The 21,912-nt window shown below is 38.4% G+C and carries 22 protein-coding genes and 1 riboswitch; of the genes, 17 read left to right on the top strand and 5 right to left on the bottom strand.

Annotated features, from left to right (window positions below):
* Positions 1 to 490: 490 nt before the first annotated feature.
* Positions 491 to 2,935: a transglycosylase domain-containing protein gene (locus DHW03_RS04195; RefSeq protein WP_109924470.1), complete on the bottom strand. Its 2,445-nt coding sequence runs from the start codon at positions 2,933 to 2,935 to the stop codon at positions 491 to 493.
* A 143-nt stretch (positions 2,936 to 3,078) separates the two neighbouring features.
* On the opposite strand from DHW03_RS04195, the gene DHW03_RS04190 reads away from it, so the two are divergent.
* Positions 3,079 to 3,957 carry a polyphosphate kinase 2 family protein gene (locus DHW03_RS04190; protein ID WP_109924469.1) on the top strand — a complete coding sequence of 293 codons (879 nt, stop codon included), beginning with the start codon at positions 3,079 to 3,081 and terminating at the stop codon, positions 3,955 to 3,957.
* Between the two features lie 49 nt (positions 3,958 to 4,006).
* The gene (locus tag DHW03_RS04185) at positions 4,007 to 4,306 is read left to right on the top strand and encodes a GIY-YIG nuclease family protein (RefSeq protein ID WP_109924468.1); all 300 of its coding nucleotides are present in this window, start codon (positions 4,007 to 4,009) and stop codon (positions 4,304 to 4,306) included.
* A 536-nt stretch (positions 4,307 to 4,842) separates the two neighbouring features.
* On the opposite strand, the gene DHW03_RS04180 is transcribed toward DHW03_RS04185, so the two are convergent.
* On the bottom strand, positions 4,843 to 6,093 hold the full coding sequence (locus tag DHW03_RS04180) for a serine hydrolase (protein ID WP_109924467.1): 1,251 nt from the start codon (positions 6,091 to 6,093) through the stop codon (positions 4,843 to 4,845).
* A gap of 85 nt (positions 6,094 to 6,178) precedes the next feature.
* Positions 6,179 to 6,368: riboswitch (cobalamin riboswitch) on the top strand.
* A gap of 98 nt (positions 6,369 to 6,466) precedes the next feature.
* On the opposite strand from DHW03_RS04180, the gene DHW03_RS04175 reads away from it, so the two are divergent.
* The 7 genes from DHW03_RS04175 to DHW03_RS04145 all read left to right on the top strand — a co-directional run bounded on the left by DHW03_RS04175 (position 6,467) and on the right by DHW03_RS04145 (position 12,500).
* Positions 6,467 to 8,329 carry a TonB-dependent receptor plug domain-containing protein gene (locus DHW03_RS04175; RefSeq protein ID WP_109924466.1) on the top strand — a complete coding sequence of 621 codons (1,863 nt, stop codon included), beginning with the start codon at positions 6,467 to 6,469 and terminating at the stop codon, positions 8,327 to 8,329.
* A 60-nt stretch (positions 8,330 to 8,389) separates the two neighbouring features.
* The gene (locus DHW03_RS04170) at positions 8,390 to 8,980 is read left to right on the top strand and encodes a DUF6580 family putative transport protein (protein ID WP_109924465.1); all 591 of its coding nucleotides are present in this window, start codon (positions 8,390 to 8,392) and stop codon (positions 8,978 to 8,980) included.
* Positions 8,981 to 9,068: 88 nt separating this feature from the next.
* Positions 9,069 to 10,016: an ABC transporter substrate-binding protein gene (locus DHW03_RS04165; protein ID WP_109924464.1), complete on the top strand. Its 948-nt coding sequence runs from the start codon at positions 9,069 to 9,071 to the stop codon at positions 10,014 to 10,016.
* 14 nt (positions 10,017 to 10,030) lie between these two features.
* Positions 10,031 to 10,720, top strand: a complete 690-nt coding sequence (locus DHW03_RS04160) for an SIR2 family NAD-dependent protein deacylase (protein ID WP_109924463.1) — start codon at positions 10,031 to 10,033, stop codon at positions 10,718 to 10,720.
* The gene (locus tag DHW03_RS04155; RefSeq protein ID WP_109924462.1) at positions 10,710 to 11,432 is read left to right on the top strand and encodes a Dph6-related ATP pyrophosphatase; all 723 of its coding nucleotides are present in this window, start codon (positions 10,710 to 10,712) and stop codon (positions 11,430 to 11,432) included. The genes DHW03_RS04160 and DHW03_RS04155 overlap by 11 nt, the downstream gene beginning before the upstream one ends.
* 141 nt (positions 11,433 to 11,573) lie before the next feature.
* Positions 11,574 to 12,071, top strand: coding sequence for a YMGG-like glycine zipper-containing protein (locus DHW03_RS04150; protein WP_109924461.1), 498 nt, complete (start codon positions 11,574 to 11,576; stop codon positions 12,069 to 12,071).
* Positions 12,072 to 12,167: 96 nt separating this feature from the next.
* Positions 12,168 to 12,500, top strand: a complete 333-nt coding sequence (locus DHW03_RS04145) for a Dabb family protein (RefSeq protein ID WP_109925003.1) — start codon at positions 12,168 to 12,170, stop codon at positions 12,498 to 12,500.
* Between the two features lie 401 nt (positions 12,501 to 12,901).
* On the opposite strand, the gene DHW03_RS04140 is transcribed toward DHW03_RS04145, so the two are convergent.
* Both DHW03_RS04140 and DHW03_RS04135 read right to left on the bottom strand, forming a co-directional pair.
* On the bottom strand, positions 12,902 to 13,153 hold the full coding sequence (locus tag DHW03_RS04140) for a hypothetical protein (RefSeq protein WP_109924460.1): 252 nt from the start codon (positions 13,151 to 13,153) through the stop codon (positions 12,902 to 12,904).
* Positions 13,154 to 13,187: 34 nt separating this feature from the next.
* The gene (locus DHW03_RS04135) at positions 13,188 to 13,898 is read right to left on the bottom strand and encodes a DUF3291 domain-containing protein (RefSeq protein ID WP_240618463.1); all 711 of its coding nucleotides are present in this window, start codon (positions 13,896 to 13,898) and stop codon (positions 13,188 to 13,190) included.
* Positions 13,899 to 14,058: 160 nt separating this feature from the next.
* Between DHW03_RS04135 and DHW03_RS04130 the strand changes: the two genes are divergently transcribed.
* The 8 genes from DHW03_RS04130 (at position 14,059) to DHW03_RS04095 (ending at position 20,467) form a co-directional block, all read left to right on the top strand.
* Positions 14,059 to 14,547, top strand: coding sequence for a GAF domain-containing protein (locus DHW03_RS04130; RefSeq protein ID WP_109924458.1), 489 nt, complete (start codon positions 14,059 to 14,061; stop codon positions 14,545 to 14,547).
* Between the two features lie 2 nt (positions 14,548 to 14,549).
* Entirely contained in the window at positions 14,550 to 15,155 is a 606-nt protein-coding gene (locus DHW03_RS04125; protein ID WP_109924457.1) for a DNA-3-methyladenine glycosylase, read from the top strand.
* A 54-nt stretch (positions 15,156 to 15,209) separates the two neighbouring features.
* On the top strand, positions 15,210 to 15,698 hold the full coding sequence (locus DHW03_RS04120) for a pyridoxamine 5'-phosphate oxidase family protein (RefSeq protein ID WP_109924456.1): 489 nt from the start codon (positions 15,210 to 15,212) through the stop codon (positions 15,696 to 15,698).
* 160 nt (positions 15,699 to 15,858) lie between these two features.
* Positions 15,859 to 17,148, top strand: coding sequence for a kynureninase (gene kynU / locus DHW03_RS04115; protein ID WP_109924455.1), 1,290 nt, complete (start codon positions 15,859 to 15,861; stop codon positions 17,146 to 17,148).
* A 49-nt stretch (positions 17,149 to 17,197) separates the two neighbouring features.
* Positions 17,198 to 18,058 carry a bestrophin family protein gene (locus DHW03_RS04110; RefSeq protein WP_109924454.1) on the top strand — a complete coding sequence of 287 codons (861 nt, stop codon included), beginning with the start codon at positions 17,198 to 17,200 and terminating at the stop codon, positions 18,056 to 18,058.
* On the top strand, positions 18,058 to 18,960 hold the full coding sequence (locus tag DHW03_RS04105; protein WP_109924453.1) for a histone deacetylase family protein: 903 nt from the start codon (positions 18,058 to 18,060) through the stop codon (positions 18,958 to 18,960). Before DHW03_RS04110 ends, DHW03_RS04105 begins: the two co-directional genes overlap by 1 nt.
* Before the next feature lie 50 nt (positions 18,961 to 19,010).
* A complete protein-coding gene (locus DHW03_RS04100) occupies positions 19,011 to 19,712 on the top strand; it encodes a pseudouridine synthase (protein WP_109924452.1) in 702 nt (233 codons plus the stop codon).
* A 20-nt stretch (positions 19,713 to 19,732) separates the two neighbouring features.
* Positions 19,733 to 20,467: a hypothetical protein gene (locus tag DHW03_RS04095; protein WP_109924451.1), complete on the top strand. Its 735-nt coding sequence runs from the start codon at positions 19,733 to 19,735 to the stop codon at positions 20,465 to 20,467.
* Positions 20,468 to 20,493: 26 nt separating this feature from the next.
* On the opposite strand, the gene DHW03_RS04090 is transcribed toward DHW03_RS04095, so the two are convergent.
* On the bottom strand, positions 20,494 to 21,858 hold the full coding sequence (locus DHW03_RS04090; RefSeq protein ID WP_109924450.1) for an MATE family efflux transporter: 1,365 nt from the start codon (positions 21,856 to 21,858) through the stop codon (positions 20,494 to 20,496).
* Between the last annotated feature and the right edge of the window lie 54 nt (positions 21,859 to 21,912).

The raw sequence follows: 21,912 nt of genomic DNA, 5'->3' as shown, positions 1-21,912 counted from the left end.
TAATGGTGCTTGTAGTCGCCCTTTCGCGACCTTGTGAAACCCATGTTTTGCTCAGTTTTTTTTAGTTTTTTTCAATATAGCAAAGGGGGCGGCAAAGTGAATTTCTATACGAAGCGCGATGAAGCAAGAATTTACGATGGAAAAGAAATCTATTTCGTTGAGTTGTGTACTGGAGCAAGTGGGGGATGATACTATGTAAGTTTCCAAATAGTTCTTTAAAAAGAGCTTTGCTTTAAGACGCTTTTGGAGCACTCTCCATTATACTTGAGGATTTTAACTATCTGTTAAAGCCGCAACAATATCAATGATTGAAAAGCACCATATTTCGGCAGTTTCATCATAATGTTTACGTATGTGTTTGCCTGCAAAAACGGTAAACGCTTTATTCCATTCTACTTTATTGATATTGCGTCAAAAACTTCTATTGGCTAAACCTTAAATGCTCTAACATATGCCAATAGAAATTTAAAGAAATCATCAATTCCTAATTTCAATTATCAACCTTTTTCTTTTCTCTCTCTTCTTGTCGTTGTTTTCTTTTTAGTTCTCGCTCTTCCTTTTTTGTAAGAGGAACAGTAGTTGTAGGCTGATTTTGAGTAAGTTCAGTTTTGTTTTCTTCCTTTTTCACTTCTGGCTGAACTGTTGCTGGAGAAGTAGGATTTTCAGGGTCTTCAGGAACAATAAATTCAGTTGAATCTACCAATACACTATCTGTAGATGTGGTATCGGCAACGTATTGAGGGCTTGGACAGTTAATGGTTCTGGTAATCGGAACGGTAGATTTAGGGAAAGGTCCGTAGGTATATCCGGTAGATGGATCTAAATAAACTTTCTCCATAAATTTAGCAAATATGGGAAGCGCAGTTCTCGAACCTTCGCCCTGTTCGCCATTTTTAAAGTGAGCGGTTCTTTCATCGCAACCTACCCAAACACCGGTTACTAAATCTTTGGTCAAGCCCATGTACCAAGCATCCACATAATCTGATGAGGTTCCGGTTTTGCCACCGATTTGGTTATTCTTTTTAAACAAGTTAGGCCATTCCCATAACGCCTGTGAGGTTCCGCCTGGTTCATCCATACCACCACGGAACATATAAGTCATTAACCAGGCAATTTCTTCAGTTAAAACTCTTTTTGTTTTTGGCTTAAATTCATCAATGATATTGCCATCCAGATCAGTAATTTTTTCAACCAAAATCGGATCTGTTTTAACACCCTTGTTCATAAAGGTGCTATAAGCCTTCACCATTTCGTAAACTGTAACGTCGTTTGAGCCTAAACTCACTGACGGCACTGATTCCAAATGACTGTCTATACCACACTCGTGCGCATATTTCACTACGTTATCCCATCCAACTTTTTCGGTCACTTGAGCAGTAATGGTGTTTACAGATTTAGCCATAGCCCAACGCAAACTCATCTCCCGATAGGAAATGCTATAATCGGCATTTTTAGGTTCCCAGTATTTTGTCTCTCCTTTATCTTGATATTCTATCTTTACAGGCTTATCTGTAAATTCATCACATGGGCTCATGCCTTGCTCCAATGCGGTTAAATAGGCAAATGGCTTAAAAGTAGAGCCGGCTTGGCGTTTAGACTGGTTTACGTGGTCATATTTGAAAAACTTATGATCGATTCCACCAACCCAAACTTTTATTTTTCCGCTCGACGGCTCCATGGTCATCATACCCGTATTCAAGATTTTGCCATAATAACGGATAGAATCTAAAGTGGAAAAGGATGTATCGCGATCGCCCTTGTAGGTAAAAATTTGCATCCGCTTCTTTTTATTGAAATAGGCCAAAACGGAATCAGGCTGGTTAGGAAATTTTTTCTGTAACAAGCTGTAGATGGGCAAGTTCTTCATCGCCCGATCAGGATAATCAACCTTTTGCTTTTCAGAATCGTACCAAGGGTCTTCGTTGCCCCAAACATTATAAAATCTACGTTGCAAGGTTTTCATTTGCTCGGCAACAGCCTCTTCGGCGTACTTTTGAAGCTTAGAATCAATAGTCGTGTAAATTTTCAATCCATCTTCGTAAAGGTCGTATTTATTATCGGCGCACCACTTTTCTAAGTATTTTGCAACGGCAGCACGTAAATAGGAATCGCCATCACTGCCATCTTCCATTTTTCCCTCCTTAAGTTTTATCGGTTCTTTGCTTAATAATGCAAGACTATCTTTACTTAAAAACTTATACTTATTCATTTGGCCCAAAACCACGTTTCTACGTTCTAAAGCCTTTTCGGGGTTTTTTCTTGGGTTATATAATGAAGTACCCTTCAACATCCCCACAAGCAAAGCTGCGTCTGTTGGCTCCAGTTCTTTAGCTTCCTTATCAAAATAAATACGACTTGCGGTTTTTATGCCATAAGTGTTGTTTCCAAAAGAAACCGTATTTAAATACATGGTGATGATATCGTTTTTTGAATAGTTCGATTCAAGCTTCACGGCGGTCATCCATTCCTTTAACTTGGGTATAATGGTTCTGAGCAGTGGAAGTTTAGATAACACACCTGACGATTTGTTGTAGCGTGTTCTGTAGAGGTTTTTTGCTAGCTGTTGCGTAATGGTACTGGCACCACCATCTTTACCCATACCCACCACCGCACGCACTACGGCTTGAGCATCTATTCCCCAATGTTTGTAAAAACGAACATCCTCGGTAGCCACTAAAGCATTAATAATACTTGGCGAAATTTCATTAAAATTAACAGGTGTTCTATTCTCTTTGAAGTACCTTCCAATTAGTTTTCCATCAGATGTATAAAGTTCGGAACCTACCCTTAACGTTGGTGCTTTGATATCACGATAGCTTGGGGAGTAACCAAAAAGCCATAAAAAGTTTAATTGTAATGCGGAGAAGAAAATTATTATAAAAAAAATACCGATTGCCGAATAACGTAAGTACTTGTTTTTTATCTCTTTAAACATATGGGTGAAGATGTTGTATTGGTAAATGCTTTGGGGTTAAATATAAAAAACTCCAAATGCAAATTAACGTATTTAATTTACTTATTTTTTAGTTCTATATTTAAATAAATTGATGAACTAACAATCAAAATTTACATATAAGTATGAAAAACGAATTTAAGAGCTTAATTGTACAGGGCGACAAGAAATTTTCCTTGAAAAATGTTAAAACAGATTATACAGGTGGCTATACAAAACAAAAGGCAAAAGATGCCCTGATTAATTCTAAAATTGAGATTAACCACCTTCAAGAAAAGCTTTACGCTTCTGCAACACATTCTGTTCTCATTCTTTTTCAGGCGATGGATGCCGCCGGTAAGGATAGTGCGATAGAGCATGTGATGAGCGGCTTGAACCCACAAGGCTGTCAGGTTTTTAGTTTTAAGGTGCCCACTTCAGAAGAATATCAACATGATTTTTTATGGAGACATTATAAAGCCTTGCCAGAAAGAGGACGCATCGGAATCCACAACCGTTCGCACTACGAAAATGTATTGGTTTGTAAGGTACATCCAGAATACATTTTAAGCGAAAATATCCCGGGCTTTGCCGATGTGAAGAAAATTGGTAAAGATTTTTGGAAACAGCGTTATCAAAGTATTCGCAATTTTGAAGAACACCTAACCGCAAATGGAACGGTGATTTTAAAATTTTTCTTAAATGTAAGTCGGGAAGAACAAAAAGAGCGTTTTTTGGAACGGATAGATGACCCAACAAAGAATTGGAAGTTTTCTTCTGGGGATATTAAGGAGCGTGCCTTGTGGGATGATTATATGAAGGCTTATGAGGAAGCGATAAATGAAACCAGCACCGAAAATGCACCTTGGCATATTATTCCTGCAGATAAAAAGTGGTTTGCCCGATTAGCCATAAGTGAAATTATTGAGGAGAAAATGAAAAGCTTAAATCTAAAATTTCCTATTTTAGGAGAAGAAGAACAGGGTAAGTTAAGTGAATCTAAAATGGCCTTGTTGGGGGAGTAGGCTGGTATGAACAACGTTTAAGAATCTTATAACAACAAACAAAATCAATATGGAACGTGGCGGCTGGGTTTACCTCATGACAAACGCTCATCACACCACTTTATACACAGGAGTAACATCTAATCTGCGGGTAAGAATTAAGCAGCACAAAGATAAAGTCTATAGAAACAGTTTTACTTATAAGTATAACATTGAAAAGCTGGTTTACTTCAATTTTTTCCCATCAATACAAGAGGCTATTTCTGAGGAAAAGAGAATTAAAGGCGGGAGTAGATTGAAAAAACTTAAACTTATAAATGATCAAAATCCTGAATGGATTGATTTATGGACTGAAATTGAAAAGTGGTAATTGTTTACCATAGGTCACGAAATATCCGGGATTGCTTCGGCTCACTCAAACCCAGCCTCGCAATGACGATCGCGTTTACCCACGTCATTGCGAACCGAAGCACGGGAATAGTGTGTCGGGGTGAAGCAATCCCCGCGTTACCAGCTGAAACTTTAATCAACTGCCTTCTGTAACTTAAAAAGTCCGACACAAAACTCGGGGATTGCTTCGGCTCGCTCAAACCCAGCCTCGCAATGACGATCACTTACGAGGCTCGCTCAAACCCTGCCTCAATATGACGATCACGTTTACCCACGTCATTGCGAACTGAAGAAGTGGAATAGTGTGTCGGGGTGAAGCAATCCCCGCGTTACCAGCTGAAACTTTAATTAACCGCCTTCTGCAACTTAAAGGTACTACATAAACTCAGGGATTGCTTCGGCTCTCTCAAGCCCAGCCTCGCAATGACGATCGCTTGCGAGGCTCGCCCAAACCCAGCCTCGCAATGACGATCACTTGCGAGGCTCGCGCAAACCCAGCCTCAATATGACGAGCAATTACCAACTGTAATCCATTTTAAACATACTCAAATCGGCTTGATGGGTTTTATTACGTTTAATCTCTAAATCATAAATCGTTCTACCCAAATTTTTCATAAATGGAAAACAAACGGTATCGTATTCGTACTTATTGTCGTTAAAAATGCCATCGTCATTACTTTGAATCACCGCGGTTAAAAAATATTCAATGTTGTTTTTAAAATCAACGAAGTAAGAATTGTCTATGATAAACCCATAACTGTCGCCATACTTATTGAATATTCTAATGTTTGAATCCAAAACTGCATCCTTTTCCCTTCCGTAGTACAACATTTTGGCATATGTGGGCCAAAATTCTTTGGGATTATATTTTGGGTAATCGCTCTCCGTTGGGAATTTACTCATATAAGTGTATATCAACTTATAATCTTCTGCTGTAAAGTTAAACTGTTCCTTTGTTGGGAAAGATGCAGGACAGATTAATTTCTGCATCAATTTCTGTTGATCATTTATGGCAAAAGCATTTTTATCGACTAAACTAAAAGGCTTGTTCACTAAATTGTCGGCGCTATCCAAATAACCTTTACCCATAACCAAATTGCTTAAACTTAAATCATAATTTTTTGGATCATATTGTGCGGTTTGGTTGTAAACTAACTTTTTTCCATTGTAAAACTTAATTGGATTGGTATGCCTAGCCGATTCTCCTGCGTCGCCAATAGCCAATCTATTTAAAATTCTACTGTGATTTAAGCCGTTTTGTTTCAATTTTGCATTGATTTCTGCCCTGCCAATAAATTCATAAAGTCGATTAAAAGCATCATTATCGCTGGTTAAAAGAATTTTTTTGATATAATGCTCAATGGAGGGGAAACCCTCTTTCGCGCTGAGGTCAGTCAAAACTTTAGTTTGACCTTTATATGCGCTATCGGTTATCATCATACTTTTCGAGGTTAAACCGGTAGATTTTAAACGATTTACCTTTTCCAATGCAAAAACTACAGCAGCCAGCTTTACCGTACTGGCAGGATAGAAATAATGGTTTGGGTTGAGGTTATAACTAAAGGTTTTAAAGTGGGCTATATTTTTCGCATCGCGATCAATTTGTGTGTATAAAATTTGAACCTGGTTTTGCTCTGGGTGATTTAGTACCGATTGAAATAGTTCCGGTTTCGACGCTAACAATTTTTTTAAGAAAACTGTATCTGTTTTTTGCGCCATAGCCGATAAACCAAAGAGATGAAATAAAATGAAAACTACTTTCTTCATTAGGTAAGGATTGATTTTTAAAGGTAAAATTTTAAGCCCATAAAGCTATAATCCAACATCCATTTTACAGTATGCATTATTTTACTACTTTTGCAGCGCTTTTGGTTCCCGACTTTACAATCGGGATTAAAAGGGAATGCAGTGTAACTCTGCAACTGTCCCGCAGCTGTAAGCTCCGCAACGATTTTTCAATCTTAAAGCCACTGTTAACAAAAACGGGAAGGCAGAAAACATCGGGAGTAAGTCAGAAGACCTGCCTTAGCATATAATTTCATAGCTTTCGGGGATTGAAGCTAGGATTGAGGTACTAAACGTATTACGTATTTTCATTTCCTTTTCTAATCTGTTGGCTGTGGGTAAAACTCACAATCAAATGAACAAAAAAAGAATTTTAATTGCAGCGGGCCTAGGGTTTGCTCAATTAACGCTTAGCCAATCGGCTACTGCTCAAGACAGTTTAAAACTTAAAGATGTTGTAATTTCTGCAACAAAAAACAATCAAAAACAATCGCAAACAGGTAAAGTCGTTTCCATCATTAGCCGAGAAACCTTGGATCGCAGTCATGGAAAATCCCTTCCAGAATTAATTAGCGAGCAAGCTGGAATTATCGTTGCCGGCTCCAGTAGCAACCCAGGGCAGAACAAATCGGTATTTTTTCGTGGTGCAGGGAGTGCTTATGCCGTAGTGTTAATAGATGGAATTGTTCAAAACGATCCTTCAGGTAATGGCGGTGCTTTCGATTTGCGTTTATTCTCCATAGATCAGATCGATCACATAGAAATTTTGAGAGGCGGGCAATCTACCATTTACGGATCGGATGCCATCGGGGGGGTAATCAACATCATCACCAAAAAGGGTGGACCAAAAGGAAATACCATTTACGGTGTGGCCAGTGCAGGCAGTTACGAAACCTATAAAGGTACTATCGGACTGAATGGAGCGGTAGATGGTTTTTCTTACAACATTAATTACACGCACAATAAAACCGACGGCATTTCAGAAGCAGCAAACCCAGTAGGCAATACAGCTGTATTTGATAAAGATGGCTTTAAAAGCGACGGCGTGAACGCTAACTTTGGAATTCAATTGGATAAACATTTTTCGGTTAATCCATTTGTCCGTTATTTTCATGGAAACTATAATTTCGATGGAGGCTCTTTTACTGATGCTGCCAATTATTCCATCTTAAAAAATGTTGCCGCCGGAACCAATGCCAAATATGAATTTAATACAGGCAAAGTAACCTTAAATTACAGTTACGAAAGCACGTTAAATGATTCCCGCACTTCGTTTCCAAGCGTTGGGCAAGGTAAAATATCTTTAATTGATTTATTCTATAACCAAAAGTTGGGCAGCAAGTTAGATTTATTGGTCGGTATTGATAACCGCGTAATGAAACTAACATCGGGCGTCAATCGTCCAGAAACCAATATCTTTGCCGCTTATGGTTCGCTATTCTTGCATGATTTGAGTGTATTTAACCTAGAAGTTGGTGGCCGATACAACAAACATGAGCAATATGGCGAAAACTATACTTATACCATAAGCCCAAGCATCAACATTATTAAAGAAGTTAAATTGTTTGGAACCATTTCAACGGCATTTAAAATACCCACGTTAAGCATGCTTTTCGGACAGTTTGGTGCAAATCTGGCGCTTAAGCCAGAAAAATCACAGAATTATGAGGCAGGTGTAAACTTTAACTTCGCTGATGAGAAATTTACTTTAAGAGTGGCCGGCTTTAAACGAGATTTAACCGATGCCATTATTTACGCCTATCCCGCAGGATACATCAACCAAATCAGCCAAAAAACCAAAGGTTTTGAAGTAGAACCTGCCGTTAAAATTGGTGTGTTCAACATCAATGGTTACTATGCTTATGTAGAAGGCAATGAATTTAACTTCGTTGATAATGCAATTGCAGATTATCTATTTAGAAGACCAAAGCATACTTTTGGGCTAACTGCTGGTGTTCAAGCCACCGAAAATTTATACGTCAGCGCAAATTACAGATACTTCGGGAACCGTACAGATGGTAACTTTAGTACCTACCAAGTAGAAACCTTGCCAGCCTATAAACTATTAAATGCCTATGCCGAATACGCATTGGCGAAAAAGAGAGTTAAAATCTTCTTCGATGCAAAAAATATACTAAACGAAAAGTACACCGAAATTATAGGTTACAACAGCTTAGGTTTCAACTTTAATACAGGTGTAAGTTTTAATATCCGATAAGAAAATATAACTTTGCACCTTTAAAACTTCCATACTTAATCATAACTACCAATTATAAATATGTCACATTTAAAATTTAATCCACGTACGGCTATATTGTTATTCATGATACTGGTTTTAACGGCTTTCCGCTTGTTGGTAACCTTCAATTCTGATGCATTGCAGTTTGCTAATTTTTCATCAATAGGAGCTGTTGCATTGTTTGGTGGAGCTTATTTTAAGGACAATCTTAAAGCATTTGCCTTTCCATTATTGAGTTTGTTCTTAAGCGATTTCATTCTTGCTACCACAATTTTTAGTAAATACAGCAATGGCTTTTTATACGAAGGTTGGTACTGGGTGTATGGCGCTTTTGCACTGATGGTCTTAGTGGGAAGGGTTTTGTTGAAAAACATCACTACCGTGAGTTTAGTGTCATCTACATTGGTAATCGTTTTTATCCATTGGATTGTTACCGACATACCAGTATGGTTTAGAAATCCAGCTTTTACACAAGATTTAGCGGGATTTTGGTTATGCTTAGAAAAAGCCATTCCTTTCGAAATTAGATTTTTAGAAGGAACAATTATCTATGGTGCAATCCTTTTTGGAGCATTTGAACTTCTAAAAGCAAAATACCCGGTGTTGAAACTACAAACACAAAAATTGTAAATTCAGCATCGTAAAAAAATATCAATCCTCTTTTGTTCATTCAAAAGGGGATTTTTTTTAACTTAAATCAATTTAATCACATCCCTATATGAAAGTAGTATCATTTTTGCCAGCTGCCACCAAAATGATTTACGATATGGGCTTACAAGAACATCTGTACGGTGTTACTTTCGAGTGCCCTAAAGAAGCGACAAATTTGCCAAAAATTGTGAGATGTGTTCTTGAAGGAAAACATTATAGCAGCATAGAAATTGATCGGATATTCTCCGCATCAAAAGCACAAGGCAAAAGTTTGTATTGGGTGGATGATGAATTGCTGGAGGGCATATCTCCTGATGTAATCTTCACTCAAGACATTTGCGAAGTGTGTAATATCGATACCGTTTGTACAGAAACTGCTGTAATGAAACTTAGCAAGCAGCCAAAGTTGGTTCCACTATCGCCAAACAACCTGCAAGATGTATTCGAATGTGCCATAACCATAGCAAAGGCTTTAGGTAAAGAGGAAGTTGCTTTAAATTACCTAGCCAAACTCCAAAAAAAAACCGATGACATTTTAGATCAACTTCGGGCAAACCGTGCACCATTGAAACGTGTAATGCTCATGGAATGGATAGAACCCATTTACAACTGTGGCCATTGGATTCCTTTCCAAATCGCAGCGGCAGGGGGAGTAGATATGCTTTCCAATCCTGGCGGAGATTCGATCGTTAACCAATGGGAAAAAATACGGAAGTATAACCCTGAGGTTTTGGTGATTGCGCCATGTGGTTTTGATGTTGTACGAAGCATTGAGGAGATGGAAATCCTGATTCAAAAACCCGGTTGGAAAGATTTAGAAGCAGTAAAAAATAACCAGGTGTACGTTGCAGATTTCGATATGTTTACACAGCCAAGCGTAGGTACTTTGGTAGAGGGCATAGAAGCATTGGCTTGTATGTTTCATCCAAATATTTTCACACCAAGCGAGCACATTGGTAAAAAATACATTAAGTACTCCGAACACCTAAAACAACAAGTTGCCGTTCAGAAATAATCTATATTGAACATATGATGAAATTAGTTGTTTTAACAGGCGCAGGCATCAGTGCAGAAAGCGGTCTTAAAACCTTTAGAGACTCAGATGGGCTATGGGAAGGCTACAACATCCATGATGTGGCAACGCCAGAGGCTTGGCGGCGCAATCCGCAATTGGTACAAAATTTTTACAACGAAAGAAGAGCACAAGTGCTTGCCGCACAGCCCAATCGGGCACATGAAATTCTCGCCCAGCTAGAAGAACACTTTGATGTAAACATCATTACCCAAAATATTGATGACTTACATGAAAGGGCAGGCTCCACACAAGTCACACACCTGCATGGCATCATAACCAAATCACAATCAAATCTTAATCCCAACCTCACTTATCCAATAAACGGTGCAGAAATAACGATGGGTGCTTTGTGCGAATTAGGCTCGCAGCTTAGGCCGCATGTGGTGTGGTTTGGAGAAGCAGTCCCCATGATTGAAACCGCCGCACAAATTTGCAATCAGGCCGATTTGTTTGTACTTATTGGAACCTCGCTAGCCGTTTATCCGGCGGCAGGACTAATCGATTTTGTTCCATCATCAGTTGCCAAATACATAATCGATCCCGTTATTCCTGATGTTGGGCGCTATAAAAATGTCGTCAAAATTGAACAAAGAGCCATAGCGGGCGTACAAACATTAAAAGAAATCCTGCTCAATGATTACTAAAAAGCAATGTATCTTCAATTGGAGTGGCGGGAAAGACAGCACGCTAGCACTTCACTACGCCCTGCAAAATCCAGAAATTGAGATTAAATACCTAGTCACTACGTTAAGCGAAAAATACAATCGTGTGTCGATGCATGGTGTACGAGAAGAACTCTTGATTAAGCAAGCGGAAAGCATCGGGATCCCGCTAATACAAATTAAGCTTCCAGATATGCCTGATATGGAAACGTACGACCGAATCATGCATCAGCAATTAACTTCATTAAAGGAAAAAGGCATAACCCACGCTATTTTTGGAGATATATTTCTAGCTGATTTGAGAAAATACAGAGAAGATAAACTTGCAGAGCTAGGTTTAAAAGCCATTTTCCCTTTGTGGGATAAAAACACAACGCTTTTAATTGATGAATTTTTAAAACTGCACTATAAAACCATCATTGTTTGTGCGCAACAAAATCTCCAACACCTGTGTGGAAAAGTAATCACAACTGAATTAATCAAAGCTTTATCACCTACCATTGATCCCTGCGGAGAAAACGGAGAGTTTCATACTTTTGCATTTGAAGGACCTATTTTTAAGCAGAAGATTGATTTCCAACTCGGAGACCTTGTATTCAGAACCTTTAATACGCCAATAAAATGCGCCGATTTGGATGTTGAAAATGAGGCTGTTAGTACAGAAATAGGTTTTTGGTATTCCGATTTGATTTAAATAATAGAAATTTTAAAAACTTTTTGGCATCATTTTTTCTTTAGTATGTGTAATAACTAAAAAAACACATCCCGTGAAACCTGTTTGGCTAAGGTTAGGACATCAAAAGCTGAACTCGCTTCATTACAAAAAATTGAAATTATGAAAAAGATATTTGTAGTAATCGCATTAAGTTCTGTAATGTTTGCTTGTAACAACAAAGCAAAAGAAGAAGCAGCATTAAAACAAAAAGAAGCAGAAAAACAATTGGCCATCAAAGCTGTAAAAGATAGTTTACGCTTAGACAGCTTTAAAAAAGTAGAGCTAGTTAAAAAAGAACAAGCAGAGCAAGCTAAACAAGAAGCCGCTTTAGCAGCAGCAAGAAGGTCAGGCGCTAGATCAGCATCTTACGCAAGTTCAGGTTCAGGAGGTTCATCAAGCACCTATGGTGGTACACAAGCTACCGCTAAGAAAAAAGGTTGGAGTGATGCTGCAAAAGGATCCGTAATTGGTGGTGTTGCAGGTGCAGTTGGTGGTGCTTTAATCGACAAGAAAAAAGGTAGAGGTGCAGTGATTGGTGGTTTAGTTGGAGCAGGTGGTGGTTATTTAATCGGTAGAGGCGAAGACAGAAAATCAGGTCGTGTACAACCTAAAAACTAATTTTTTTTATAATATTTTAAAGCGGTTATGTTTCATAGCCGCTTTTTTTGTGCCCATCCAAATGGTTTTATATATTTAACGCAACTTAAATTAAATATGCAGACAGAACCAACAAAAAAAGGACAGATACAGCACTATGTAATGTTTTGGCTTAAACCTCAGTTAAGCAAAGCTGAAGTAAGCAATTTCGCTAATTTTTTCGAAACCCTTAAAAAAATCTCCTACATCAAAACACTCAGTTATGGTTTGGCTGCGCACACGCCAGTTCGCCCCGTAACCGATAATTCATTTACCTATTCGCTAACCTTAACTTTCGATTCCCTAGAAGATCACAATGCTTACCAAGAAGATGAAATTCATCTTGATGCCGTAGCAGAATTCTCGCAAAACTGGTATAGGGTAGTGGTTCACGATACTGTGATTTTATAAGTGAAAAATGTGCGCTCGGAATAATAAATATATCTCTGAAAGAAAACCACGTATCTGAATTCAATTGAAGGTGACGATACTTTCAACCCATCCGACAGGCTGAATCAACAATCCGTCATGCTGAATTTATTTCAGCATCTTAAGAATACTAGATTTCTTCTAGCTCTTGTTATTATCAGTTAAAAGGGGTTTACGTTATATTATTTGGCGCTTTTTCCACTCAAAATAAAATTCTGTAAACGTATTTATTGACCTAATATTCAGTATCTTAAATTTACGATGTTAATGTAATGGTTTAAAATTTAGTCTTTATTTGCACTAACTTACCTTGAAAATGCCAAATAAAATTCTGATTGAATAGATTACGTGTTGTATATCAGTTGTTTAGAGGGTTTAATTACTTAAAATTGATGCCTTTTATACGCTAGTGTAAAATCGGAGCGCATCAGCTTAAATCTCTCTATAACCGTCGCGATGAAGGTTTCATCTAAAATCTCAAACACATCATTTACTCCCCCTCCACTCAAATCTAATTCAGCTAATTTATAGCTCTGTTCAAATGTGCCCTGTTCAAATTTTACAATGTATTTTTGGTTCATCGAGAAGATGGTGATTTTACATTCAGGATGCGGAAGCTCTGCTATTACTCTCATTTTGTTTTAATCTTAATGGTAAGCGGTGTTTAAATTATATCTCTATCGATTTTTGATTCAAGGTGCCCCGTACTTCAAGAATTTCAAAGCGGGCAAATAGTTCTTCAGAATACCACTTGCGTGCCCTAGTCATTTTGATTACATCAGCATGGTCGAAAGATTTGTAGGCGTAATTCTTCATGCTTTCAACATCCTCCCAAATGGAAAATGTAGCTTGATCGAAATAAGGGTTTTCTCCAACTCCTGCCGATAGAATAAATCCCGGAGCCGAGCGCATAGAAACTGCTGCCCTTTTAATATTATCTCTAAATTCCTTAACTTTTTTAAATTTGATTGCAGCTCGGGTAATTACCGCAACCTTTCCTATGGGTTTGTTTTTGTTATCTAGTGTAAAAGGTTGTTTTCCAGACCACAAACCATGTGCAGTTAGAGGGTTAAGTAAAATGGTAAACTCTTCCTTTCCAAACCATCTAAACCATTTCATCACGATAGAATTGTGGTTAAACTCATCATAATCCTCTCGGGTTTCCCAAGTAGTAAGGATTGCCCAATGCTTAAAATCGGGTGCTAAGTCAACCTGAGCGTCTTTCCCGCTACCCATTAACTTCCAAAAGGCGCACTTTTTATTTAACCATAAGGGCAAGCGTAAAAACGCCATTCCAATAAAAGCAAAGGGAATGGTGGCGGTTCGGTACTTCGTTATAGTTAAAGCTACAATCATGTTCAAAAGGATTAATTTGGTCAAAACTAATGATTTTAGAAACAATTGTGCGGTTAAAGAATTGCAATATTCTATCGCTTAAGGATATTTGTAATGCAAATGCCAATTTTGTTAATGTGGCATCATAAAAAACCGAAATCAGAATATGATGTTTAACTTTGTAATCCTTAATTAAAGAAATCTAATGGCAGAAGATTTAATCATCAATAAAACAGCGTCCAAAACAGAACAATATGAATCCTTGATTCCACAAATTCAAGCACTTCTCACCGGCGAAACAGATTTCGTAGCCAATATGGCGAACGTTTGTGCAGCATTAAAAGAGCAGTTTGGATGGTTTTGGGTAGGTTTCTACCTTGTTAAATCAGATGAATTAGTACTAGGCCCATTCCAAGGTCCAGTGGCTTGCACGCGGATTAAAAAAGGCAAAGGTGTGTGTGGTTCATCATGGGCAGAGGTAAAAACGATAATCGTGCCCGATGTGGATCAATTTCCAGGACATATTGCCTGTGCTACAGCATCCAAATCAGAGATTGTTCTACCCCTAATAAAAGATGGAGAAGTAGTAGGGGTGTTGGATGTAGATAGCGAATACTTAAATCATTTTGATGATACCGATCAGATTTATTTAGAGCAAGTTATACAAATCCTATTAAATAATAAGTTTAACTAATTTTGAAGTTACCACCAGCCTATTATCAAAATCAAGATGCCGTTTTTCTAGCTCAAGATTTGCTTGGTAAAGTTTTGTACACTCAAATTGAGGGGGAAATCACAGCAGGAATCATTGTTGAGACAGAAGCGTATTTTGGAGTTAAGGATAAGGCTTCTCACGCGTATGGTGGTCGTAGAACCAACCGTACCGAAATCATGTACAGTGCAGGAGGTATTGCCTATGTATATTTGTGCTACGGCATGCACAACCTATTTAATGTGGTTAGTTCTGTAAAAGATGATCCCCATGCCATTTTGATTAGAGCCATCGAACCATTGATTGGCCGAGAAATAATGGAAGAGCGAAGAAAGATGCCTTACACCAAGAGCGCGATTTCATCGGGGCCGGGTTCTGCTGCCAAAGCACTAGGCATTGATAAATCCTTTAACGCAAAAGATTTGAACGGAACGGAAATCTGGATCGAAGATCAATCCATAGCTTACACCCAAGATGAAATTTCAGTTGTGCCACGTGTAGGCGTTGCGTATGCTCAAGAACACGCACTTCTGCCTTTGCGATTTTTTGTAAAAGGAAATAAATATGTAAGTAAACCCAATAAGGTTTAAATTTCGCTCAAACATTTTGCCCCTCAGCCTGTTTTTCATTCAAATACTTAAAAGATGAAAAACGAAAAAAATATATCGATTTTAAAAGAAATGGCAGAAAGCGTGCGTACTTGTATGTTCACCACATTTTCTGCAAGCGATGAATTTGGAAGCAGACCAATGGGCACAGCCAAAATTGAAGATGATGGAAGCATTTGGTTCTACACCAATGAGTATTCACTTAAATCTAAAGAAATATCAAAAGATGATAATGTGCTTTTAGCTTACAGCGATCCTTCTAACAACACGTATTTAACTGTTAAAGGTAAGGCCGAACTCGTTGACGATAAAGTTAGGAAAGAATCATATTTCTCGCCATTTGTAAAAGCCTGGTTCCCAGATGGTGTTGAAGATCCAAGATTAATCTTAATCAAGGTAACACCAGATGAGGCTGAATATTGGGATTCATCATCTTCGAAAATTGTGGTATTATTCAGTACATTGAAAGCGATTGTGACTGGTGAAACGCCTGATTTGGGAAAACACGATACGATGAAATTTTAATTAAATATTTATTTCGGTTTAAGGCTCAATGTAAAGGTCAAGCGGCATTGCCAATTTGAGTAATCTTAAAAACCTTTTTATTATCCCGAACTCACGTTAAATATAATTTCTTTAAAAGCAGGTTTGGAAACGATACCTGCTTTTTTTGTAATATTGAGGAATGAAATTCGAAAACAGTTTAACCTTTGCCAAGGCGCAAGATAGTCATGATACCTTAAGTAAATTCAGGTCTGAATTTCACTTTCCTAAGCAGAATGATAAAGTATTTATATATCTGTGTGGTAACTCTTTAGGACTTCAACCTAAAGCAGCAAAAGAGGTGCTTAACAAGCAGTTGGATAACTGGGCTAACCTTGCCGTAGAGGGTTGGTTTGATGGAGAAGAACCTTGGATGTTTTATCATAAGGCGCTTAAAAAGTTAATGGCGCCAATAGTTGGCGCATTAGAGACTGAAGTTTGCCCAATGAACACCTTAACGGTAAACTTGCACTTGTTGATGATAAGTTTTTATCAACCCAAAGGACAACGCTTTAAAATCATAATGGAGGGCGGTGCTTTTCCTTCCGATCAGTATGCCATAGAAAGTCAAGTGAGGTATCATGGTTACGACCCAAAGGAGGCGATTATAGAGGTTTTTCCGAGGGATGGCGAAGAAACATTAAGGACGGAAGATATTGTTGCTCAAATCAAAAAAGACGGCGATGAGATTGCCTTGGTTCTCTTCGGAGGCATCAATTATTACACTGGGCAATGGTTCGATATGTCGTCCATTACCAAAGCTGGTCATGCAGTCGGCGCAATTGTTGGTTTTGATTTAGCCCATGCTGCCGGAAATGTTCCGGTAAAACTGCATGATTGGGGTGTAGATTTTGCATGTTGGTGTTCGTACAAGTATCAAAATTCTGGACCTGGGGGTATCAGTGGAATTTTTGTGCATGAAAAGCATTTTAATGGCGATTTGAGTCGTTTGGCGGGTTGGTGGGGCTATCAAGAGGATAAGCGCTTTAAGATGGAAAAGGGATTTGTTCCAGAAGCAGGTGCAGATGGTTGGCAAGTGAGTTGTACACAGGTAATACCAATGGCATTGCATCATGCAGCTTTACAAATATTTGAATCGGCAGGCTTTATTCAACCACTCCGAAATAAAAGTATTAATTTAACTGGGTATTTAGAATTTATTATTAATCAAGTAAATAAGAATTTGGGAGTGGAGCAATACAAAATTATAACGCCAAAAAATCCAGCAGATCGGGGTGCTCAGCTTTCCATCATTGCAGCAGAAAAAGGAAAACAAATTTTCGACGGACTGGTGGCTCAGCATGTACTTGGCGACTGGAGAGAACCAGATGTAATCCGCTTAAGCCCGATTCCCCTTTATAACTCTTTCGAAGACATTTATCAAACCGGAAAGGTATTGTTGGAAGTGAGTCAGAAAATCTTGAACCGCTAGTGTTACATCATCCAATTAAGCTAAAATCAATAAACAATAAGATCCATATATGATTAATTACAATCCCAAAGATTGGTTTACGTTTATATTCCACATCCATAAGGCAGATACATTTAGAAAGTTATGGCCATTGATGCTTAGCGTTGCCATTTTCTCTGGAGTGGTGGCTTTCCTTGAACTCAATTTTTTTCAGCTTTCCAAAAGCAGTTATGTAAGTAATGTGGGCATGATGCACAGCCTTTTAGGTTTTGTAATCTCTATGCTTCTGGTGTTTAGAACCAACACCTCTTACGATAGATGGTGGGACGGACGCAAGTTATTGGGCTCACTAACAAATGTAAGCCGAAACTTTGCCATGAAAATCAAAGCCCTCAAGCTACCCGAAGAAGATTTGCGCTTTTTTGAATACGGCATCCCCAAATATGCTTTCGCACTGAAAGAGCATTTAAGGGAAAAGAAGTATTTCGGTAAAAACAGCTTCCTAATTGAAGTTGAAGATGGAAAACACATTCCAAATCAAATTGCCAGCAGCATGATTACGAGGTTGTATGAACTATTGGAAAGACAATTAATATCACAAGAACAGCTGATTGTATTAACCAATGATGTGAATCAGTTTACGGATATTTGTGGAGGTTGTGAACGGATCAAGAATACCCCAATTCCATTTTCCTACAGTGCATTTATCAAGAAATTCATTTTCGTGTATGTGCTAACCATTCCAATTGGTTGGGTGTTTAGTTTAGGTTATTTTCTTGTCTTAATTGTTCCTTTTATCCTCTATGTATTAGCGAGTTTGGAGTTGATAGCTGAAGAAATAGAAGACCCTTTCGGCATTGATGCGAACGACTTGCCTGTGGACACCATCTGTAATAACATTGAAAAGCACGTAGAGGAAATTTTAAGTTAATGATTAAAATTGCATGGCATCCTATTTATGCGCATCCACTGCCTGAAGGTCATCGCTTTCCCATGCTTAAGTACGAACTTATTCCGGGACAGCTATTGCATGAGGGCACCATTACACAAGAAAATCTTTTCAGTCCAGAGCCAGTCAGCGAAGCGATTATTCTCTCTACCCACAATCGAGAGTATTGGGAACAGCTAAAGCATCTTACCTTATCGCCAAAAGAACAAAGGAGAATAGGATTCCCTTTGAGTGCACAGCTTATTGAGCGAGAGTTGCGCATTACTCAAGGCACCATTGATGGAGCAGCATTTGCCCAACAGTTCGGAATTGCATTTAATGTCGCCGGCGGCACCCACCATTCAGGAAGCAACTGGGGTGAAGGATTTTGTATGTTAAACGATCAAGCCATTTGTGCTAACTACTTATTAAATAATAAATTGGCTAATCGAATCTTAATCATCGATTTAGATGTTCATCAGGGGAATGGTACCGCAGAAATCTTTACCAACAACCCAAATGTATTTACTTTTTCCATGCATGGCGATAAGAATTTTCCTTTTAGGAAAGAAATATCAAACTTAGATGTTCCCTTGGCTGATGGCATTGAAGATGAGGAATATCTGAACCTTTTAAATGTTAACCTAAACAAGGCCCTTGAAATTTCAAAACCCGACTTTGTATTTTACTTGGCTGGTGTTGATGTTTTGGCCACGGATAAACTTGGTAAATTATCCTTATCTAAAATGGCCTGTAAAGAGCGAGATCGGCATGTGCTGGAAATGTTTAAATCAAAAGGACTTCCGGTACAGGTTAGTATGGGTGGTGGTTATTCAACGGATATTAAAGACATAGTAGATGCACACTGTAATACCTACCGATTGGCTTTTGATATTTTTAGTTAGGATTGCCTCTTAATCCCTAAACGTTTGGAATATTACTATCTTCGCGCATTATGTTGGAAATCATCTATCAAGACGAATACCTAGTTGCCATCAATAAGCCACACGGATTATTGGTGCATCAATCTTCCATTGCCAGAGATGCAACTGAATTTGCCTTGCAGATGTTGAGAGATCAAATTGGGCGCCATGTAAGTCCAGTTCATCGCTTAGATAGAAAGACAAGTGGTATTTTACTTTTTGCTTTTGATAAGGTGTCAGAAACAGCTATGCACCAGCAGTTTATGAATGCTGAAACCGAGAAAAAATATCTTGCTATTTTGAGGGGTTTCTCTCCAGATCAAATGGAAATCGATTACCCTTTAGCAAAAGAAAACGGAACCATGCAAGAGGCCGTCACCTGCTTTAAAACTTTGCAACATGCAGAAGTTGATGTGCCTTTTGGAAAACATCTAACATCTCGGTATTCGCTGGTTGAGGCCATGCCCAAAACAGGTAGGATGCACCAGCTTAGGCGACACTTTAGTCACATTCTGCATCCCATTATTGGAGATCGAACGCACGGATGCAACAAACAAAACAAATTCTTTTTAGAACAATGGGATATGACCACCATGCTACTCCATGCATCTGAATTAAGTTTTGCCCACCCAATTACCAAAGAGAAAATCCACTTGAAAGCCAACCTGCATACAGAATTTAAGCGGGTGATGAAAATTATGAATATGGAAGTCCAGCACAATTTTTCCGTTTAAAATGTGTTTATATACAATCTATGAATAAATCCCTACGTTTAGCCCTCCCAGTTTTAGCGCTTTTTATAAGCAGTTGTTCTTCAGTATATATGCCCAATGTGCCCAATACGCCGATGTTGAGCAAACAAGGAGAATTTAGCGGCGGTGGCCACATCTCTTTAAAAGGCAACACCAGCATTAACGGTGCCTATGCCGTTTCAGATCATATCGGCGTGCTGTTTAGCGGTTCAGTAATGGATAATGAACGCAAGGCGAAAGATTTTAATCATAAACTCATCGAAATTGGTGGTGGTTACTTTGATACGTTCGGACCAGACAACAATAGAATAATTGAGATTTATGCAGGGGTGGGTAAAGGCTGGAGCGACATTACCTTTAGAGATTTCAAAAATGATGTCTTAATCAGCAGTCAGTTACAAGAAGTAGATTACCGGAAATCCTTTCTCCAAGTAAACTATAGCTCAAAAAAGAAAAATAATTTCAAGCTTTTCGGTACAAACTTTCCGATCAACTACGGTACAGCGCTTCGGATTAGCCATGTGAAAATGGATAGATTTTTTTTGAATGGCGTCGTTCAACCTAAAGAGGATAACATTTTCTTTGAGCCCATCTTTTTTACTCGAATGCAATTGAGTAAGATTATTCAACTGCAATATACAACGAGCAGTAACATTGGCTTAAAAAACCGAGATTATATGTCTGCGGGTAATTCCATTTTTACAATTGGTCTTATTTTTAACGTCGGCGGAAAATAGCTGCGATTGATGCCTTATAAGTTTTTTCAATCTGAAGGGATGTTCAAAGCTCTTGTTTTGTTTTGAAACCTAAGAAATAATAGGATAGAGGCCGTTAATAAGCCAAAAGTTAAGCCATACCAGATTCCGTTTACGCCTAAGCCCAATGGAAAGCCTAGCACATAACCGACAGGAATACCTACGACCCAATAGGCTAGAAAAGTAATAAAAGTTGGAACGTTCACATCGCCTAAACCGCGTAGAACACCTAGTCCAACAACCTGAGTACCATCGAACAATTGAAAAAAACCTGCAATAATTAAGAGTTGAGCAGCAATTGGGATTACGGTTATGTCATCAGTATAAATGAACGGCAATAGGTTATGAGCCAAGGCAAAAATTATTGCCGTAAAACTCATAAATACAATAATGACATGGTAACTGGCTATTGCAGATCTGCGTAAATCAACAAAATTGCTCTTACCAAAATTATTTCCCGTTTTGATGGTTGCTGCCGAAGCTACGCCACTGGCAATCATGTAAGTCATTGCGGCCAAGCTAATGGCAATTTGGTGCGCCGCCTGTTCTACAGCGCCAATTGTTCCAATCAGAAGAGCAGCACCACTAAATGCGCTAATCTCAAATGAATATTGCATTGCCACAGGCATCCCGATTTTAATAATCTTAAGCGCCCTAACTCGATCGATAAACGTAGCCTTAAACGCTACCAGGTATTTCTTGAAATTCTTTGATCGCAGCACATAAACACTCATAGCTACGGCCATTAAAATTCTATCGATCAATGTGCTCCATCCAACCCCACTCACTCCTAATGATTTAAAGCCAAACATCCCTTTCACCAAGATTATCCCCAATATGATGTTGATGAGGTTTCCCCATAAGGAAACAAACATGGCTTGTTTGGTAAAGCCCAGACCTTCAGCAAACTGTTTAAAGGTTTGAAAAATTAATAAGGGGATAATGGAAATGGATAGTAAACCCAGATATGGTTTTGCATAGGCCACAACCGCCGGCGTTTGATCCAAATGATCAATAATTAGCAATACACCAAAGTGAACTAAAACATAGAGTAAAATGCCAATAAGGATATTAATTATTAAACTGCTGGATAAAAGCCGTCCACATTCAGCAAAATTTTGTTTTCCATTTTCTTGAGCAATAAGCGGTGTTAAGCCATAAGAAACGCCCAAGCCAATCACCAAAATCAATATAAATATGCTGTTTACCAGTGAAACTGCGGCCAGTTGGGTGGTATCAGTAAAATGACCAACAATAATACTATCAGCCATTTGAACCAAAGTATGACCAATTTGAGAGCCCACTATGGGCAATGCCAAGTGAAGATTTTCCTTATAATACGGTTTATATTTGGCGTAAAGTGTAGATAACATAGGTTTGCAAAGGTCGGTTTTTTAAGCTTTAGAAAAGCTACTTAACCAAAAGTT

This window comes from Pedobacter yonginensis (genome assembly GCF_003173595.1).
GTDB classification, from domain to species: Bacteria; Bacteroidota; Bacteroidia; order Sphingobacteriales; family Sphingobacteriaceae; genus Pedobacter; species Pedobacter yonginense.
Note: the sequence above shows the minus strand (reverse complement) of the source record. Positions and strands in the feature narration are given on the sequence as shown.

What these genes read in the sequence shown, in the direction of transcription:
- DHW03_RS04195 (WP_109924470.1), bottom strand. Translation starts at nt 2,935, where the DNA reads ATGTTTAAAGAGATAAAAAACAAGTACTTACGTTATTCGGCAATCGGT.
- DHW03_RS04190 (WP_109924469.1), top strand. Translation starts at nt 3,079, where the DNA reads ATGAAAAACGAATTTAAGAGCTTAATTGTACAGGGCGACAAGAAATTT.
- DHW03_RS04185 (WP_109924468.1), top strand. Translation starts at nt 4,007, where the DNA reads ATGGAACGTGGCGGCTGGGTTTACCTCATGACAAACGCTCATCACACC.
- DHW03_RS04180 (WP_109924467.1), bottom strand. Translation starts at nt 6,093, where the DNA reads ATGAAGAAAGTAGTTTTCATTTTATTTCATCTCTTTGGTTTATCGGCT.
- DHW03_RS04175 (WP_109924466.1), top strand. Translation starts at nt 6,467, where the DNA reads ATGAACAAAAAAAGAATTTTAATTGCAGCGGGCCTAGGGTTTGCTCAA.
- DHW03_RS04170 (WP_109924465.1), top strand. Translation starts at nt 8,390, where the DNA reads ATGTCACATTTAAAATTTAATCCACGTACGGCTATATTGTTATTCATG.
- DHW03_RS04165 (WP_109924464.1), top strand. Translation starts at nt 9,069, where the DNA reads ATGAAAGTAGTATCATTTTTGCCAGCTGCCACCAAAATGATTTACGAT.
- DHW03_RS04160 (WP_109924463.1), top strand. Translation starts at nt 10,031, where the DNA reads ATGATGAAATTAGTTGTTTTAACAGGCGCAGGCATCAGTGCAGAAAGC.
- DHW03_RS04155 (WP_109924462.1), top strand. Translation starts at nt 10,710, where the DNA reads ATGATTACTAAAAAGCAATGTATCTTCAATTGGAGTGGCGGGAAAGAC.
- DHW03_RS04150 (WP_109924461.1), top strand. Translation starts at nt 11,574, where the DNA reads ATGAAAAAGATATTTGTAGTAATCGCATTAAGTTCTGTAATGTTTGCT.
- DHW03_RS04145 (WP_109925003.1), top strand. Translation starts at nt 12,168, where the DNA reads ATGCAGACAGAACCAACAAAAAAAGGACAGATACAGCACTATGTAATG.
- DHW03_RS04140 (WP_109924460.1), bottom strand. Translation starts at nt 13,153, where the DNA reads ATGAGAGTAATAGCAGAGCTTCCGCATCCTGAATGTAAAATCACCATC.
- DHW03_RS04130 (WP_109924458.1), top strand. Translation starts at nt 14,059, where the DNA reads ATGGCAGAAGATTTAATCATCAATAAAACAGCGTCCAAAACAGAACAA.
- DHW03_RS04120 (WP_109924456.1), top strand. Translation starts at nt 15,210, where the DNA reads ATGAAAAACGAAAAAAATATATCGATTTTAAAAGAAATGGCAGAAAGC.
- kynU (WP_109924455.1), top strand. Translation starts at nt 15,859, where the DNA reads ATGAAATTCGAAAACAGTTTAACCTTTGCCAAGGCGCAAGATAGTCAT.
- DHW03_RS04110 (WP_109924454.1), top strand. Translation starts at nt 17,198, where the DNA reads ATGATTAATTACAATCCCAAAGATTGGTTTACGTTTATATTCCACATC.
- DHW03_RS04105 (WP_109924453.1), top strand. Translation starts at nt 18,058, where the DNA reads ATGATTAAAATTGCATGGCATCCTATTTATGCGCATCCACTGCCTGAA.
- DHW03_RS04100 (WP_109924452.1), top strand. Translation starts at nt 19,011, where the DNA reads ATGTTGGAAATCATCTATCAAGACGAATACCTAGTTGCCATCAATAAG.
- DHW03_RS04095 (WP_109924451.1), top strand. Translation starts at nt 19,733, where the DNA reads ATGAATAAATCCCTACGTTTAGCCCTCCCAGTTTTAGCGCTTTTTATA.
- DHW03_RS04090 (WP_109924450.1), bottom strand. Translation starts at nt 21,858, where the DNA reads ATGTTATCTACACTTTACGCCAAATATAAACCGTATTATAAGGAAAAT.